The sequence below is a fragment of the Paenibacillus swuensis genome (genome assembly GCF_001644605.1).
Classification (GTDB): Bacteria; Bacillota; Bacilli; order Paenibacillales; family DY6; genus Paenibacillus_N; species Paenibacillus_N swuensis.
On sequence record NZ_CP011388.1, the window covers coordinates 4,181,411 to 4,197,364 of the forward strand.

The 15,954-nt window shown below is 48.9% G+C and carries 18 protein-coding genes and 1 riboswitch; of the genes, 1 reads left to right on the forward strand and 17 read right to left on the reverse strand.

Features of this window, described 5'->3' with window-relative positions:
• Nucleotides 1-25 precede the first annotated feature (25 nt).
• The 8 genes from ccsA to ytfJ all read right to left on the reverse strand — a co-directional run bounded on the left by ccsA (nt 26) and on the right by ytfJ (nt 7,452).
• On the reverse strand, nt 26-1,288 hold the full coding sequence (gene ccsA / locus SY83_RS18765; RefSeq protein ID WP_068609299.1) for a cytochrome c biogenesis protein CcsA: 1,263 nt from the start codon (nt 1,286-1,288) through the stop codon (nt 26-28).
• A complete protein-coding gene (gene resB / locus SY83_RS18770; protein ID WP_068609301.1) occupies nt 1,285-2,961 on the reverse strand; it encodes a cytochrome c biogenesis protein ResB in 1,677 nt (558 codons plus the stop codon). Before resB ends, ccsA begins: the two co-directional genes overlap by 4 nt.
• Nucleotides 2,962-2,983: 22 nt before the next feature.
• Nucleotides 2,984-3,520, reverse strand: coding sequence for a redoxin domain-containing protein (locus tag SY83_RS18775; RefSeq protein ID WP_068611203.1), 537 nt, complete (start codon nt 3,518-3,520; stop codon nt 2,984-2,986).
• Between the two features lie 73 nt (nt 3,521-3,593).
• The gene (locus tag SY83_RS18780; protein WP_068609303.1) at nt 3,594-4,340 is read right to left on the reverse strand and encodes a pseudouridine synthase; all 747 of its coding nucleotides are present in this window, start codon (nt 4,338-4,340) and stop codon (nt 3,594-3,596) included.
• 123 nt (nt 4,341-4,463) lie between these two features.
• On the reverse strand, nt 4,464-4,997 hold the full coding sequence (locus SY83_RS18785; protein WP_068609304.1) for a spore maturation protein: 534 nt from the start codon (nt 4,995-4,997) through the stop codon (nt 4,464-4,466).
• A 7-nt stretch (nt 4,998-5,004) separates the two neighbouring features.
• Nucleotides 5,005-5,604 carry a nucleoside recognition domain-containing protein gene (locus SY83_RS18790; protein WP_068609307.1) on the reverse strand — a complete coding sequence of 200 codons (600 nt, stop codon included), beginning with the start codon at nt 5,602-5,604 and terminating at the stop codon, nt 5,005-5,007.
• 24 nt (nt 5,605-5,628) lie between these two features.
• Nucleotides 5,629-6,837 (reverse strand): D-alanyl-D-alanine carboxypeptidase family protein, encoded by a 1,209-nt coding sequence (locus SY83_RS18795; protein WP_082882616.1) that lies wholly within the window; start codon nt 6,835-6,837, stop codon nt 5,629-5,631.
• Between the two features lie 162 nt (nt 6,838-6,999).
• A complete protein-coding gene (gene ytfJ / locus SY83_RS18800) occupies nt 7,000-7,452 on the reverse strand; it encodes a GerW family sporulation protein (protein ID WP_068609309.1) in 453 nt (150 codons plus the stop codon).
• A gap of 187 nt (nt 7,453-7,639) precedes the next feature.
• Between ytfJ and SY83_RS18805 the strand changes: the two genes are divergently transcribed.
• Nucleotides 7,640-8,095 (forward strand): hypothetical protein, encoded by a 456-nt coding sequence (locus SY83_RS18805; protein ID WP_068609310.1) that lies wholly within the window; start codon nt 7,640-7,642, stop codon nt 8,093-8,095.
• Here the strand turns inward: SY83_RS18805 and SY83_RS18810 are convergent.
• From SY83_RS18810 to SY83_RS18850, 9 genes are all read right to left on the reverse strand, one after another.
• Nucleotides 8,092-8,769, reverse strand: coding sequence for a DUF2953 domain-containing protein (locus SY83_RS18810; RefSeq protein WP_068609312.1), 678 nt, complete (start codon nt 8,767-8,769; stop codon nt 8,092-8,094). The genes SY83_RS18805 and SY83_RS18810 overlap by 4 nt on opposite strands.
• Before the next feature lie 144 nt (nt 8,770-8,913).
• Complete coding sequence (scpB, locus tag SY83_RS18815; protein ID WP_068611205.1) at nt 8,914-9,516, reverse strand: SMC-Scp complex subunit ScpB; 603 nt, start codon at nt 9,514-9,516, stop codon at nt 8,914-8,916.
• Nucleotides 9,485-10,288, reverse strand: coding sequence for a segregation/condensation protein A (locus tag SY83_RS18820; RefSeq protein WP_068609314.1), 804 nt, complete (start codon nt 10,286-10,288; stop codon nt 9,485-9,487). Before SY83_RS18820 ends, scpB begins: the two co-directional genes overlap by 32 nt.
• 38 nt (nt 10,289-10,326) lie before the next feature.
• Nucleotides 10,327-10,794 (reverse strand): 6,7-dimethyl-8-ribityllumazine synthase, encoded by a 468-nt coding sequence (ribH, locus tag SY83_RS18825; protein ID WP_068609316.1) that lies wholly within the window; start codon nt 10,792-10,794, stop codon nt 10,327-10,329.
• Nucleotides 10,787-12,019 (reverse strand): bifunctional 3,4-dihydroxy-2-butanone-4-phosphate synthase/GTP cyclohydrolase II, encoded by a 1,233-nt coding sequence (locus SY83_RS18830; RefSeq protein WP_068609318.1) that lies wholly within the window; start codon nt 12,017-12,019, stop codon nt 10,787-10,789. Before SY83_RS18830 ends, ribH begins: the two co-directional genes overlap by 8 nt.
• Nucleotides 12,020-12,046: 27 nt before the next feature.
• Nucleotides 12,047-12,724, reverse strand: coding sequence for a riboflavin synthase (gene ribE, locus SY83_RS18835; protein ID WP_068609320.1), 678 nt, complete (start codon nt 12,722-12,724; stop codon nt 12,047-12,049).
• Nucleotides 12,725-13,858 (reverse strand): bifunctional diaminohydroxyphosphoribosylaminopyrimidine deaminase/5-amino-6-(5-phosphoribosylamino)uracil reductase RibD, encoded by a 1,134-nt coding sequence (ribD, locus tag SY83_RS18840; RefSeq protein WP_068611206.1) that lies wholly within the window; start codon nt 13,856-13,858, stop codon nt 12,725-12,727.
• A 334-nt stretch (nt 13,859-14,192) separates the two neighbouring features.
• A riboswitch (FMN riboswitch) is annotated at nt 14,193-14,365 on the reverse strand.
• Nucleotides 14,366-14,502: 137 nt separating this feature from the next.
• Nucleotides 14,503-14,946 (reverse strand): peptidylprolyl isomerase, encoded by a 444-nt coding sequence (locus SY83_RS18845; RefSeq protein WP_068609322.1) that lies wholly within the window; start codon nt 14,944-14,946, stop codon nt 14,503-14,505.
• 85 nt (nt 14,947-15,031) lie between these two features.
• On the reverse strand, nt 15,032-15,943 hold the full coding sequence (locus SY83_RS18850) for a phosphotransferase family protein (protein ID WP_197479892.1): 912 nt from the start codon (nt 15,941-15,943) through the stop codon (nt 15,032-15,034).
• Nucleotides 15,944-15,954 lie beyond the last annotated feature (11 nt).

The window sequence follows — 15,954 nt, forward strand, 5'->3', positions numbered from 1 at the left end:
ACCTCCCTTAGCTTCTGTTACATGATTAAACGCCGGAATACGAGTGTAAACCCGCAATGACGAGATTTACGCCTACCAAGGTAAACATAACTACAATAAAACCAATGACGGCCAGCCATGAAGATTTGCTGCCCTGCCATCCTTTGGACAAACGCAAGTGCAGATACGCGGTGTAGAATAACCAGGTAATCAATGCCCAAACTTCCTTCGGGTCCCAGCCCCAGAAGCGGGACCAAGCTTGGTGTGCCCAGATCATCGCAAAGATGAGAGCGCCTAAGGTGAAAATCGGGAACCCGATGGCGTTGGCCCGATAGCTGATTTCGTCCAGATCCTCGGGATCGATCCCGTCCAGCAACGGATGAATCGCGCGGCCTAGCGGTTTACGGGCAATCAATCTCAGGATGCCATAGAGCAATAGTCCAAGAATTAAGGACCAAATAACCGTGTTCAGCTTTCTTCCGGCATTGACGCCTTTCATCCAGGAAGGGGCTTCAAACAAAGGCTCCTTCATGCCCAAGAAAGGCTCGACCGAGATCACCTCTCCCTTATAGGGTTTGACAATGGGCGGTAAAATATAGCGAACCGTTTCTTTCGTTACCACTTCTTCTTTGGTATCTTTATTGACGGTGATATTTTGCTTCGAGAATTCCGCATGATAACCTGCCGCCTTAAAGCCGAATACTCCGCTGATAAAAGCAATTACGATGATCACGATTAACAGTACCAGTTCAATGCCGCGTTGTGCTTTGCGAGCCTGCTTGGTCTTGCTCATGAAATCCGTTGCGCGGAGCAAATACATCAGTCCGGCGGCAAAGCCTACGGCGAAAAAGGCTTCACCCAGCGCTGCCGTTGTAACATGGATTTTGAGCCAGTAGGAATCCAGAGCCGGAATCAGCGGCTGCACTTCCTGAGGAAAGACAGAAGCGTAAGCGACCAGAATAACGGCAACCGGCAGGGCAAAAATACCCAATGCCGGCGTTCGGTAGATGAGGTAAACGACCACAAATGCTACGATCACCATCATCCCCAGAAAAGTCATGAACTCATACATGTTACTCACGGGTATATGTCCGCCGCCCGCCCAGCGGGTAAAGAAGTAGACCATATGCGATGCTAACCCGACCGTTGTCAGTCCGAAGCTCATCTTTCCCCAACGGCTCGTATGACCTTTAGGATCACGGTTACTCCATTTGCGTCCGGCAATCGACAGAACATACCCTAAGAAAGCAAAACAATAAGCAAATAGTGCAATTAACAGCGCGACTGCGCTCACATCCAGCAAACTCAAGTTTCCTTACCTCCTTGCTCCAATTGTTTCGGTTCCACTTCGATCCCCATCTTCATTAAGGCATGGGCTACATCATTACGCATCCCGAACCAGTTCTTGTTCGTATGCGCGCCTACCGTGAGCTGATTACCGTCAATGCGCAACCAAATCCGTCGATGTTGCCAGTATAAGCCCATAATAACACCGATCATAAAGATGACCGCTCCTGTCCAGATGTAGGGCATCGCCTTATCGACACGTAAGTTCAAATAACTGGTGTAATTGGAAAACTGAACATCCTGCATCGAATCAACTGAAATGGAAAATTGTTCAGAGACAGCCCCGTTAATTCGGTCTTGTCCGAACCGTTGCTTGTCCACCTGCTTCGGGAAATACATATAAGGAAGTCCTTCCGCAGGGAGGTCGGGACCCTTGATAAAGAAGATGAATGCCGGAGCGTTCGCTTCACGGCCTTTCGTCGCCGGTTCCCCGTTCTCATTAATGGTGAAATCGAGGAAACGATTTTCCAATTGCAATGTATAAGGACCCGCTTTATATTCCGATTCAGGGTTATTCATGGAAATCAGGAAAGGACCGTACTTCTGGCCGGTTTTCTTGTTCTCCAGCTTGGCGTTGACAGCCTGTAACTTAGGCTTGGCGTCAAAGTCGAATTGATAAGCCATGAAGCCCTTATATTCGAGCGCATTGTTCACAATAATATCGTGTCGTTCTACTTCCTTCAAGACAGGCTTCTTCGTCGGCGAATCACAATCGGCAGTACACTCGTACAAGACGGCTTTAGTCTCATACAGCTTGGCCACAACCTTGTTCATCCCTTGAAACTCTTTAGGCAGTTCCGACTCCTGATAGAAATCCACTGTAAACTGCTCGTTCTTCAGATAATAATGCGTTTCAGGAACCTTTAGGGTTTCCCCCTCCGGAAAACCCATATAATGATCCATGTGCCAACCCGGAATCGATCGCGCCAATACCGCCAATAAGAAGATAATGAGTCCTATGTGATTGATATACGGTCCCCATCGGCTAAACCGATGTTTTTCGGCAAGTAGAGCCGTCCCGTCGGTATGAACATGGTAGCGTTTCTTCTTGAGATGCGCGGCTATTTCCCCCACCCACTCGCGATGTCCCTTTTCTTCCGTGGCAGATAGCGGGAGTGTACCGGAATATGTCACTTTCTGACGGGTCAAAAATTGGAGATGCTTCCGGATCTGTTGTTTGTTCAGCGCCTTATACAATGGCAATACGCGGTCCAAGGAGCAGATGACAAGCGATGTGCCGATCATGACCAGTAACCCTTTGAACCACCAGGATTCGTACGTGTGGGACAAGCCGAGGAAATAATAGATCTTGCCGAGTGTACCGTAATTATCGGTATAGAAATTGACCGGAACATCGTTAATGAATGTATTCTCTTGCGGATAGATTGTCCCTAATGTAGCACCCAAAAAAGTAAAGACAATGAGATACACCGCAATCTTGACTGACGAAAAGAAGTTCCATATTCGGTCAATCCACGAAGGATTGACCCGTTGAGAACGGCGGGCCGCACCGTCATATCGCATTTCCAGAAGCTCCGTACCGGCATCCTCCAACAGGGGTTTACCGCAAGACTCACAGAGTACTGTACCGGTCGGGTTCTGGTGGCCGCATTCGCATTTGGTGTTCTGAAACACGGATGTTGTCCTCCCAGGCCCGTTAAGAGCTAATTTTCAACATATGTTCAATCTTGGCTTGCAGCTTCGGCTCTGTGATGCCCCCAACATAAATCTCAACAATTCGTCCGTCGGGATCAATAAAGAATGTAGTGGGATAGTTCTGCAAAGCATATTTCTTCTCCGTAGCCCGGTTAGCATCCAATACAATCGGGAAAACCAGCTTGTTGCGTTTGATGAAAGATTGCACGGTATAGGCGTCTTCACTTAGGTTCACACCTAATACCTCCAGCGGATAATCCTTAGACCATTTGGCATGCTGTCTTTGGATGGCCGGCATCTCCTCAACACACGGAGGGCAGAACGTACCCCAGAAGTTAAGTATGACATACTTGCCTTTATAGTCTGACAGACTGCGCTCCTGACCGTCCATTCCCTGCAAAGAAAATGAAGGTGCTTTGTCACCGACTTTAAGCACCTTCGTACGGTCAGTAAACAGAGCGCTTCCAATGGTATAACCCCCGATCAGAACGACCGCGGTTAAGATAACCAATTGAACCCATCGTTTGTTCTTACCCATATTCATCACCTGTAGTTCTCTTAAGTTTGTATGCTAGTCACTATCTTAATTATAGCGAAACAAACCCGTGACACTACGGCTTATTTTGAATTTTATGTGTCTTTAAAGCGCTGTCCATCAGCTCCTGAACTTCCCCCGGAGTCAAGTGGCGGTAAGTCCCGCGCTTCAGGTTGGACAGCAGAATCGGCCCGAACTGAACCCGCTTCAGCTTTTCCACCGGATGGTGGATCGCATCAAACATTCTGCGAACCTGGCGGTTACGTCCTTCATAGATCGTAATCGAGATTGTCGCCTGTTTGCGCTCCTCATCAATATCGTGGTACTCCAGTTCCGCCGGCGCCGTCATACCGTCCTCGAGCTTGATACCTACGCGCAGCTTCTCAAGCTTGTCCCCGTGCGGGATTCCTCTAACTGTGGCGCGATAGGTTTTCGGCACATGGTGCTTGGGATGCGTCAGCAAATTGGCAAATTCGCCGTCGTTTGTCATGATCAGCAATCCTTCGGTATCGTAATCCAGCCTTCCGACCGGGTAAACCCGCTCCTGAATGCCTTTCAGATAATCCTTAATAACTTTGCGACCTTCCGGGTCCGAAGCGCTGGTGATAACCCCCTTGGGCTTATTGAAGATAATATAAATCTTCTTCTCAGACGTGATGGACTTTCCGTCCACTTTAATCTCATCCGTACTCGGGTCGGCTTTGGCACCTAATTGGTTTACAACTTCACCATTAACCGTGACACGTCCCGCAAGGATAATCTCTTCGCATTTTCTTCGGGATGCTATGCCCGCTTGCGCTAAAACTTTCTGTAGTCTTTCCATATTCTATCTTTCACCTCAACCCTAATGATAACCATCCTGAATGGAAATCACAAGTTCGTCCCAAGGCAAAAAAACGCCCCGGGCAAGCGGCGTTGAGAGAAAATGAGATTATCCGTCTTTATCCTAGCCGAATACAAGTACACATACCGCAATAGCGGCCACGAAACCGACCAAATCCGAAATCAAGCCCACCTTTAACGCATATCCAGCTTTACGGATCCCCACCGCCCCGAAATAGACAGTAAGCACATACAAGGTTGTATCTGTGCTTCCCTGAATGGTGGAAGCAATCCGACCAATCATGGAGTCAGGCCCGTGTTCCTTAATTAGGTCGGTTGTGAAGGCGAGAGAACCCGCTCCTGTAATGGGGCGAAGAATCGCCAGGGGAAATACTTCGCTCGGAACGCCAAGATAATCCAGCAGGGGTTTAAGCATGCCAATAAAGAAATCCATGGCCCCTGACGCCCGAAAAATACTGATGGCCACCATCATACCTACCAGATGAGGAATAATCTTTACAGCTGTATCAAATCCGTCTTTAGCTCCGTCTGTGAAAGACTCGTAAACCGGCACTTTGCGGAACACCGCATATAGCGGAATGAAAACCAACAAAATAGGTATCGTCCATGCCGATATTAGACTGACGAGGGAATACATTCATCCTTCACCCTTTCGTGTAGTGAATCGGTGGTTGCCGTTTCCGATACCAGCGATCCACCATGATGGCGGCAGCGGTCGAGATGAAGGTGGCAATTAACGTTGTGCCTACAATATCAGTGGGTGTCAGAGAGTTGAAGTTCATGCGGATAGCAATCAGTGTTGTAGGTACCAGCGTAAGACTGGAGGTGTTCAGCGCTAACAGGGTACACATTTCCGGAGAAGCATGTTCCTTGTTCGGATTCAACTTCTGCAATTCCTGCATCGCCTTGATTCCCATAGGTGTCGCGGCATTGCCAAGACCCAGAATATTAGCGCTCATGTTCGACATAATGTAGCCAATGGCAGGATGATTGCGCGGGATACCCGGAAAGAGAAATCTCACCAAGGGCTGAAGCAGCTTCGCCATTTTGGAAAGCAAACCCGCATCTTCCGCGATCCGCATCATCCCAAGCCAAAACACCAAAATGGATATTAAACCGAAGCAGACTGTCACCCCTGTCTTAGCTCCTTCAAACGCCGCCTCGGTCACAACTTCGATACGGCCGTTGATCGCTGCCACAATGAATCCAACCAAGATGAAGAATAGCCATATAAAATTCACCATGATGATAAAACCCTCCCATCACCTTCAATCTTGGGTGTTCCCCGTAAAAACGACACGCAGCACATCCATAACATGTTTGGTAAAGGGAACCGCACCAGGAGAAGCCTCGTGGGCAAATGCTCCTACATCCGAAAGCGGACTGTTCTTTTCAACAACTGGAATGGTGCCAATCGATTGTCCCTTAAGCTGGATTGTGATTTTGCCCCGATATCCAAGGATATAGTCCGGGGTTTCCGGAGGGACGAATTCAACAGATTTTGTCAAGCCTGAAACCTCCTCATCCCCGAGAGGATAAAGAAAGTCCCGTCCGGTTACAAATGCGGTATTCTCAACAGGATCGCCAGCTTTAGCAATTTCTCTCAGCGGATACTTTGCGAAGCCGTAATCAAACAATTGTCTGTGATCAGACCAGTCGCTTGGCGCATTCAGCGTAACGACCGCCAGTTGCTGGGTACCTCTTGTCGCTGAGGATATAAGCGTTCTGCCAGACAATTTGGTATAGCCCGTTTTTCCTCCGTCTGCCCCTTCATACAGGAAAAGCATCTTATTCTTGTTGCGCCAGACATAGTCCCAGCTTTCATTGGGATTGGGCGCCTTGCGCAGCTTCGTACCCGAAATTTGGCGGAATACAGGATTGTGCAAAGCATAAGCCGTCAGCTTGGCCATATCATTCGCTGATGAGAAATGGGTGTCCGTATCTAAACCGTGCGGATTGTCAAAATGGGTATTACTCATACCAATTTCTTCTGCCTTAGCATTCATCATGTAGACGAAGCCTTCCAGCGACTGACCAACATGTTCGGCTATGGCTACTGCCGCATCGTTACCCGATCGCAGCATTAAGCCATATAAAAGATTCTCCAGGCTCATTTCTTCGCCAAGCTTTAAATATAATGAAGAGCCTTCCTTGGCATAGGCGTTACGACTTACTTTAACTAAATCTGAAAGCTTTCCGTGCTCAATCGCTACGATGGCTGTCATGACCTTAGTTAAAGAAGCGATGCGCATACGCTCGTCCCCTTTGCGACCGGACAGAATCCGGCCGGAAGTAACGTCAATCAGAGCGTATCCCTGAGCACTGACCCCTACACTTCTCTGATTTGCGATAGTCATCGTATCAGCCTTATACCCGGCAGGCGCCTCGGGTTCCACAGCCGATACAGACCCGGGTATCACTGAAGCGGATAACACTGTTAACAGCATCACCCTGCGTAACGGATGCAACTTCTTCATGAGATCCTCCCTATTAGCCGAGCTCTGAGCTTACCGGCGCATCAACATACTTGTACATATATATGCCGGACAAGTCAGGATATAACCCCCTGCCCAACGACAAAAATGCTCCCAAGGGTTACCTTGGGAGCATAGTTGCAATACCATTTCAAAAAAAGAACTTTAAACAATAATGTTTGTTGTGTTTCCTTCGTCAGTCGTATCCGAGTTGTTACCGGTATTTCCCTTCATCATCCCTTGAATCTTCTCCACTACACTTGGAGCCGAATCAATAAGCCGTTCCAGGATGTGCGTCTGGTTATCCAACGATACGACTTTAATGCCGGTTGGCCCTACAACCAGGAAAGCAATCGGGGTAATGGATATCCCGCCGCCGCTGCCGCCGCCGAACGGCATAGCTACCTTGGCATGATCATGCAGACCATGACCGTGACCTTCTTCCGCAGCAAATTCACTACCGCCGGCAGCGAAACCAAAGCCCACTTTACTAATAGGCAAAATCACAGTTCCGTCCACCGTTTCAACCGGATCCCCGACAATTGTATTTACGTCCACCATATCTTTAATATTTTCCATTGCGGTTTGCATCAAGCCTTGTATCGGATGTTCTGTCATGTCATGTAATCCTCCTTGGAATGGGTTTGTGAAGCATGGCAAGTACTTATAGTATGAGCCAACAAGGTATGACCTATGCCATCCGGCACGAAATATAACAACAGAAATTGCACTTGTCCATGCCAAGTTGTACTACCTCTGCATATACTGTTCCATTCCAATTTACAATTCAATGAGGTGTGAAGACATGCAGGCTACTTTATATGATTATGTTGCAAGTGTACCCAGCACATTTACAGGTTTCGGCGTATTGCCCGGGGGAATTCCCATTCCCGCCAACATCCCCACGGGTCCGTTAGTCTTGGCTGATCTTGGCATCAGCGTGGGACCCGGCAGCTCTAATCGCGTGGAATTGAACTTCAATGCGCAGTTTAATCAACTGTCAGCGGTTGTGAAAACAGCATTCTTCTTTCAGTTCCTAAGGGATGGTTTGGTCATATGGAGCGGGTTTCATCAATTGATGGCTGCGGACTCGCCTTTGGCTTCCGGCCTTCAGCTTGTATCCTTTTCAACAGTTGACTTTAATTTGGTCCCGGGTTTTCACACGTATACTGTGCAGGTTTATTCATCCATCAATCCCAATACCTCTGCCGTTGCCGGTCCGGTTGTCTTTAGCGGTGCCTCATACACGTTGAGCAACTAAGCTTCTGAAACGCGGTCTTCCCAACCGGGTTGACCCTGTTTAGCTTTTCGTTCTTTCGTAATTCGAGTCAACAGAATGACACCGTAATACATCATCACTCCTATTCGCACCTGGGCTCTGCATTCCAACTCCGATGTGAAATGAGGTTTGTTATACACCGGCCAAACGGATAGTTCAGGACGTTTGATCAACCTTACATATTTTAAGGCAAAACCGCTTAACGTCCCTTTTAAGGCCCACACCAGCCCTGTTGTCATCGCGGTCTCTACTGCATCGCCCAATCCTACTGTAGTTCTCCAACGAAACTCCGTTACACGAACTCTCGCTAATATTTTGCGGCCCAACCCAAATAAATCCGTTATATGCTGTAACATAATCTTGAATTTATCATAGTATTTCTTCACCAAATCTTTATCGACTTTACCGCCGCTTTCTTTTCCTTTCTTCAAAGGATTTTGTTGTTCCTGTTTAACTTGAATGCCTTTCTTAAAACCTTTAAAATCCATATTCTTCACTTCATAACGATATGTAATCAGCCCGAACAACGCTCTGGCATCCGCGACAATCCGGTCATCATTCAGGATTCGGGAGACCCTCAGGTGAATATGAACGGAGCTCATAAGAACAATCACAAACAATAATGCAACAATAGAGAGAATAATTAGCAGCGTCATCAGCTTTCCCCTTCCTGACTTTCTTCTGGCTCACATACTGTCAGTATTTCCCGAACTGGTTTATTTAACAAAAAAACACCAAAAGCCCGAATCTGGAAACTCTCAATACGAAAGTTGCACAGATTCGGGCGGGTTATGCTTTATTTATTTATCCACATCATCAATCGTCAACTGCCGTGTATCCAAGCGGTCAAACAGCATGCGGGTTTCTTCTTCCAGATCATGATCATTGTCAAAAGCGGCTGTTTCCGGCAACTCTGAAAGACTGGGCAATCCAAAGTAATCCAGGAAAGACTTGGTCGTTCCGTACAAAATGGGCCGACCTACGGCTTCGGCGCGCCCTACCTCGTGGATCAGGTCCTTAGCATTCAGCGTCTGTAGCGCACGATCCGATTTCACTCCGCGAATCTCTTCAATTTCAACTCGGGTAATCGGTTGTTTGTAGGCAACAATAGCTAACGTTTCCAAGGAGGCTTGCGATAATGTGCCCCGTTGCGGTTGAAAAGCCAACCGCTCGAAATAAGGAGCATGCGCCGGTAAGGTGGTCAGTTGAAACGCTCCCGCAATTTCAATGATCTGCATTCCCCTCTGCTCTTTAGCAAAGTCCGTTTTCATATCTTGCACAATATCTGTTATTACGTTAATGTCTTGCTCCGTTACTTCAGCAATCTGCTTGGCATCGATACCTTCGTCACCGGAGACGAACAACAGCCCCTCAATAATCGATTTCAGCTGTTGATAATTCATCGATTCCATCCAGGTCCTCCGTTTCTTCACGATTCGCTTTCGAATGGATCACGATGTCGTCGAATAATTTGTTCTGATAACAAGAAATTTGCTTCATCTTCATAAGCTCAAGCAGAGCCAGAAAGGTAACAACAATTTCTTCGCGTCCCATCTCTCTTGCGAACAGCTTCGAAAACAACAGCTTTCCCCCACGCTCGCGCAGCCAATTAACAACATCCTTCATCCGGTCTTTCACCGATATTTCATCTCTTCGGATTCGGGCAACGGAATGCTGCGCCGCAGCTTTCTTCAACGCGCGCTGAAAGGCAATCATGAGATCCGTAACATGAAGCCCCTTAACCGGGTTCTCTTTAATGTCGGGAATAAAGGGAGAGAGATCCTCCGGTTCCCGGGAATAAATCAAGCTGCGCTCCAATTCCTTTTCTCGCAAATGCTCTGCTATACCCTTATATTTACGATATTCTACCAGCTTCTGAACAAGCTCAGCACGAGGATCGTAGTCATCGTCGAAGTACTCATCCATTTCATAATCCATAACAGGCGGTTTCGGAAGCAGCAATTTACTCTTAATTGACAACAACGTTGCGGCCATGACGAGAAATTCGCTTGTTACATCCAGTTCCAGCTCCTGCATGGAATGCAGATAGCTTAAATATTGTTCCGTGATTTCGGCGATAGGTATGTTGTATATATCAATTTCGGATTTATCGATCAGATGCAACAGCAAATCCAGCGGACCTTCAAACGATTGCAATTTATAGAGCATTGACATCCTGTTTCCTCCTTTCGCCCGTGCTGGATAAGTTGGAATTATTGAAAGGACTTTGTCAAATTGGCCATTTCAATAGCTGTCGCGGCGGCTTCCCAACCTTTGTTACCGGCTTTGGTGCCTGCTCGCTCGATAGCTTGCTCGATGGAATCTGTAGTCAACACACCGAAAATGGTAGGTACGCCGGTTTTCAACGAGATTGCAGATACGCCTTTAGCCACTTCATTACATACGTAGTCAAAATGAGGTGTGGACCCCCGAATTACGGCGCCCAACGTAATAACGGCATCATACTTACCGCTCTCAGCCATTTTCTGAGCAATGAAGGGGATTTCAAATGCGCCCGGTACCCACGCGATTTCAACTTCCTCATCTTTGGCTCCGTGACGTTTAAAGGCATCTATAGCTCCGGAAAGCAATTTGCCTGTAATGAACTCGTTAAACCGTCCTACGACGATCCCGTAACGTAAACCTTCTGAAATTAAATGTCCCTCATAAACTTTATTCATTGTCCTCATCCTTTGCGTCAAAGTTTAATAAATGGCCAAGCTTCGATTTCTTGGTGTGCAAATAGCCTGTGTTGCTTTCATTCGCAATCATCTGGATTGGCACGCGTTCCACCACTTCAAGTCCGTAGCCTTCCAGCCCGCGAATTTTCTTCGGATTATTCGTCAACAATTTAATCTGGCTTACGCCCAAATCCTTGAGGATTTGCGCTCCGATTCCATAATCCCTTAAATCCGGCGCGAAGCCCAGCTTCTGATTCGCTTCTACCGTGTCCAAGCCTTCTTCCTGAAGCTTATAGGCTTTCAGTTTATTAATCAAGCCTATTCCTCTTCCCTCTTGACGCATATAAAGCAGGACGCCTGAGCCTTCACTATCGATTTGTCTCAACGCCGCTTCCAATTGGGGTCCGCAATCACAACGATGGGAGTGAAATACATCCCCTGTCAGGCATTCGGAATGCACCCTGACCAATGTCGGTTGTGAAGAATCGATCTCGCCTTTCACAAGGGCAACATGCTCCTTATTGTCCACATCGTTGGTGTATGCTACCGCCTTGAACACGCCAAACTCCGTCGGCATCTTCACTTCCACTTCACGCTGAACCAAGTTCTCTTGTTGATTTCGGTAACGTATGAGATCTTCAATAGAAATCAGCTTTAAGTTATGCTTAAGCGCAATCTGTTGAAGATCCGGGAGCCGAGCCATTGTACCATCTTCCTTTATGACTTCGCAGATAACTCCCGCGGGATAGGAACCGCAAAGTTTAGCTAAATCTACGGCAGCTTCCGTATGTCCCGCCCTGCGCAGAACACCGCCTTTCTTAGCGACCAAAGGAAAGATGTGGCCGGGTCTGCGGAAATCCATAGCCTTCGTCTCCAAATCAATTAACGCTTGAATCGTTCGGGAACGTTCGTGTGCGGAAATACCCGTTGTCGTGTCCATATGATCTACAGAAACGGTAAAAGCTGTACCGTGATAGTCCGTGTTTCGCGCGACCATGGGAGGTAATTCCAACGCTCTGGCCCGCTCCTCTTCAATAGGAACACACACTAAGCCCCTGCCTTCCGTAATCATGAAATTAATGACCTCAGGCGTCGCTTTATCGGCCAGTGCGATAAAGTCGCCTTCATTCTCGCGGTCTTCATCATCCACAACGATTACGGTCTTTCCCAACTTCAAATCGGCAAGCGCATCCTCAATGTGATCTAGCTTAATTTCGATAGACATGTTCTGTTCCCTCCTCTTTCCTTGAAATCATAGGAACCCGTTATCAGCCAGAAAAGCTGTAGTCAGGTTGCTTTGAGCTTTAGCTTTACGGTCAACCGGCATGTTTTTGGCACGGCCAAAGTGTAATAAATGCTCAACATATTTGCCTAACAAATCACATTCGATATTGACCGTTTCCCCCGGCCGTTTATCCTGAAGCACGGTTTCCGCTAACGTATGAGGAATAATCGAAACCGCGAAAGTATCTTGATTGGCCGTTGTAACTGTGAGGGAAATACCGTCCACCGTGATGCTTCCCCTTGGAATAATGTATTTGAAAACGTCCGAATCCTCTGGGCGAATTGTAAACACAACGGCATTCGCGTTATGGATTCTTTCGGTTATGGTGCCGTACGTATCCACATGACCTTGCACAATATGACCGCCGAAGCGCCCGTCCGCTTTCATCGCCCTCTCCAGATTCACCTTGCTGCCTGAAGCCAGTAAGCTTAGGTTCGTATGCTTGAAGGTTTCCGGCATGACGTCCACGCTAAATTCGTTGGAACGGAAGGAGGTGACGGTCAGACAAACCCCGTTAACCGCGATACTGTCGCCCAGCGCAACTTTTTCCAATACTTTGTTTGCGCCAATTGAGATTACCATCGCCTCTCCTTTGCGGGAGATGCCTTTCAAATGCCCCATCTCTTCAACCAAGCCTGTAAACAATCACTCCACCTCCTTCGATGTTACGGATGCCCGTTCAGCGTACCGGGGATATCCGGATAAACACAGATCCTCCCCGTACGGTTTCATGGCGACGCGGTCCAGAACGACCGCCTCGTCCATGGAATCATAGCCCTCGAAGGAGAAACTGCCGGGCGCGGAAGCGCCGCCGACGATCTTCGGGGCTATGAACATGACGATCTTGTCGACCAGCCGGGCTGACAACATCGCGCCGTTCAACTGTCCTCCGCCTTCCAGGAGGACAGACCCGATCTCGCGCTCGCTTAAGGCTCGCATCGCGAGCGCGAGATCCACCCGCGGGGCGTCGCCGCAGCGAAGCACGGTGACGCCCCGCGCGGCAAGGGCAGCGGCCTTCGCAGGGGCTGCCCGTTCCGTGGTGAGCACGATCGTCGGCGCCAGGCCGTCGGTCACCACCCTCGCATCCAACGGGATGCGAAGGGTGGAGTCGACGACGACGCGGATCGGGTGCAGCCCCGGAACGGGCAGGCGGGTCGTCAGCTGCGGATCGTCAAGGGCCACCGTGGTCGCTCCGACCATGATGGCCTGATGACGATGACGCAGCGTGTGAACCGCCTCCCGGCTGGCTTCGCCGCTGATCCATTTGCTCTGCCCGGTGCGCGTGGCGATCTTGCCGTCCAGCGTGGACGCGGTCTTCAGCGTGACGAACGGCATGCGCGTCACGATGTACTTGTTGAACGCTTCGTTCAACTCGCGCGCCTCCGCTTCCATAACGCCTACATCCACTTGCACGCCATGCGCTCTAAGCAGCTCCACACCGCGTCCGGCAACGAGCGGATTCGGATCCGTTGTGGCGATGACGACCCGCTTGACACGATCCGCGATCAGGCGCTCCGCACACGGCGGGGTGCGGCCGTGGTGGCTGCACGGCTCCAGTGTTACATACGCTGTGGCCCCCTCGGCCAGCGCGCCGGCCATATCCAAAGCATGCACTTCCGCGTGCGCGGTACCCATCTGAAGATGGGCGCCCATCCCGACTACTCGGCCATCCTTAACAAGGACGCAGCCGACTACGGGATTGACTCCCGTTTGGCCTTGAGCGGACGCCGCCATCTGCACAGCCAGCTTCATATAGAATTCATCATTTAAAGTATCCATATGCGCCATGTTGTTACCGCTCCTCTCTGTGAATAAGACATGCCATTTCTTCCTGACAAAACAAAAACCCCTTGGAGACATTCATCCCGAAGAGGTTTATTCATGACAAGAGAAAACAACGCAAAGACGAAATGGAAAGACCTCCGCAACATCACTTTCAGGACACGGTTCACAAATTAAAAAATTATGACTTGGTGTCGTAGAATCACGGTTGCAACGGTTCTTACACTTATGACGGTACCTGATGAATCCGAATTCATGCTCACAAAAAACAGGTGTCCCCGTTCAGATGTGAAAAAAAGCACAATCCATCATTAGATGTTCGTTTGTCTGCGTTTTCCTTCTCCCATCCAGACTGTACTGTCGGTCTCGGATTCACACCGAGTCCACCGCTACACCGAACAGAAACACTCGGCATATCGGGTCACGGACTTAGCTTGCCTCGGCAGTTCAGCCGCTTCAAGCATCACCGCCGGTTGGGAATTTCACCCGACCCCGAAGGAAATGCGAATATGAAATTGTAGAATGGACTTATTATACCGTTTTTCGTGTGGGATGGGAAGCCGCAACTTCGGAACACATAAGAAAAAGCCCGGATCCAGCGAATGCTGTCCCGGGACTTTCAACAATCACATGAGCTTGTCTTACTCTTCTTCGTTCCAAACTTTAACTTCTTCCATGATGTCGCCTTGTTTAGCCGCATCAATAAGCTCCATGCCGCTGATTACTTTACCGAAAACGGTGTGGTTCCCGTCCAAGTGAGGTTGAGGCTCGTAGCAGATAAAGAACTGGCTTCCGCCTGTATCGCGTCCCGCATGCGCCATGGAGAGCGTACCGCGCTCATGCTTGCTAGTGTTTGTTTTCACTTCACATTTGATCGTGTATCCGGGGCCGCCGGCGCCTGTACCGTTCGGGCAACCGCCCTGAGCTACGAATCCTTTGATCACACGGTGAAAAGTTAGACCGTTGTAAAAACCGCTGTTGGCAAGCGTTTCGAAGTTATTCACCGTGTTTGGCGCTTCTTCCGGATAAAACTCGATAACGACTTCGCCGCCGTTTTTTAATTTAATGGATCCTTTTTTCTTCATAAGTATATGTACCTCCATAGTTTGAAATCGCTGCGGATTTCCGATTGAACTGCCAAACCTATCATACTATATAAACCTTGGCGGCTCAAATCCGCATTCGTTTTATGACACTGACCAGATACTGATCCAGCCTCTCCGCCATGAGTTGATTGCTGAGTCCCGTCAATCCCAAGTCCGTCCAACCCTTATAAACCTGCGGAGGTCCCTCTACCCCATCACCCAATGAGACCAGATCCCAATAAGGGTGATAGGGGTCATCCTTTCCCATGAATTCCCTGTAATAGTGTAGAAATCGATCCGCCTCTTTCACGCCGTATAACAATGCCAGATTAATGCGGCAATGCCCGGTGTCGGCAGCCAGAGGTCCGTTGCAGGCATTGACCCAATCAACTACCCCTGTGACTTGTCCATTGTGCCATAGCACATTGTTCGGGTGATAATCCCTATGAATAAATCCTGTTCGGGTAGGCGGTGGAGGCAACTGAATCCTCGCTAGAGCCTGAGTCCATATATCCGGTACGGAGGACCAGCTCCAGTCGGGTTCAATCCCAGTCCCCTTCCGATAGCGATAGTAGGTCCAATCCGTCGTAACCTCCGTGCTGCTGTGCAGCTTCGCTAACGTGTCAGCCAGTCCCTGCAACCAAGATTCCATATTCTGCGGATGTAGCTCAACCTTACCTGAAAGATGCGTCATAGCCACTGTCGGCAAGCCGCATGCGGTGCCGTCTCCGTCATATGCAATGATTGCGGGTGCCGTAATCTTGCTTCTGGCGGCACTTCTAAGGCTGTCTGCTTCATGTCTCGCCAGTTCCGGCTCCTCTTCCAACCAAGCCTTATTCGTAAACTGACGGATAACGATCGGTGCTCCTTCAGACAAGTCCAATTGATACATCGCTGTAGATATACCGCCAAGCAACGGGGTAACCTGAACTATAGATCGTTGTAAGCCAGTTGAATTTGAAAGCCATGTTTCTACTTTTGTTACGTCCAGAGTCAACTTCCTCATCT

Excerpts from the sequence above, each read along its gene's own strand:
- SY83_RS18775 (WP_068611203.1), bottom strand. The coding sequence starts at position 3,520 with ATGGGTAAGAACAAACGATGGGTTCAATTGGTTATCTTAACCGCGGTC.
- SY83_RS18780 (WP_068609303.1), bottom strand. The coding sequence starts at position 4,340 with ATGGAAAGACTACAGAAAGTTTTAGCGCAAGCGGGCATAGCATCCCGA.
- SY83_RS18785 (WP_068609304.1), bottom strand. The coding sequence starts at position 4,997 with ATGTATTCCCTCGTCAGTCTAATATCGGCATGGACGATACCTATTTTG.
- SY83_RS18790 (WP_068609307.1), bottom strand. The coding sequence starts at position 5,604 with ATGGTGAATTTTATATGGCTATTCTTCATCTTGGTTGGATTCATTGTG.
- SY83_RS18795 (WP_082882616.1), bottom strand. The coding sequence starts at position 6,837 with ATGAAGAAGTTGCATCCGTTACGCAGGGTGATGCTGTTAACAGTGTTA.
- ytfJ (WP_068609309.1), bottom strand. The coding sequence starts at position 7,452 with ATGACAGAACATCCGATACAAGGCTTGATGCAAACCGCAATGGAAAAT.
- SY83_RS18805 (WP_068609310.1), top strand. The coding sequence starts at position 7,640 with ATGCAGGCTACTTTATATGATTATGTTGCAAGTGTACCCAGCACATTT.
- SY83_RS18810 (WP_068609312.1), bottom strand. The coding sequence starts at position 8,769 with ATGACGCTGCTAATTATTCTCTCTATTGTTGCATTATTGTTTGTGATT.
- scpB (WP_068611205.1), bottom strand. The coding sequence starts at position 9,516 with ATGAATTATCAACAGCTGAAATCGATTATTGAGGGGCTGTTGTTCGTC.
- SY83_RS18820 (WP_068609314.1), bottom strand. The coding sequence starts at position 10,288 with ATGTCAATGCTCTATAAATTGCAATCGTTTGAAGGTCCGCTGGATTTG.
- ribH (WP_068609316.1), bottom strand. The coding sequence starts at position 10,794 with ATGAATAAAGTTTATGAGGGACATTTAATTTCAGAAGGTTTACGTTAC.
- SY83_RS18830 (WP_068609318.1), bottom strand. The coding sequence starts at position 12,019 with ATGTCTATCGAAATTAAGCTAGATCACATTGAGGATGCGCTTGCCGAT.
- ribD (WP_068611206.1), bottom strand. The coding sequence starts at position 13,858 with ATGGATACTTTAAATGATGAATTCTATATGAAGCTGGCTGTGCAGATG.
- SY83_RS18845 (WP_068609322.1), bottom strand. The coding sequence starts at position 14,946 with ATGAAGAAAAAAGGATCCATTAAATTAAAAAACGGCGGCGAAGTCGTT.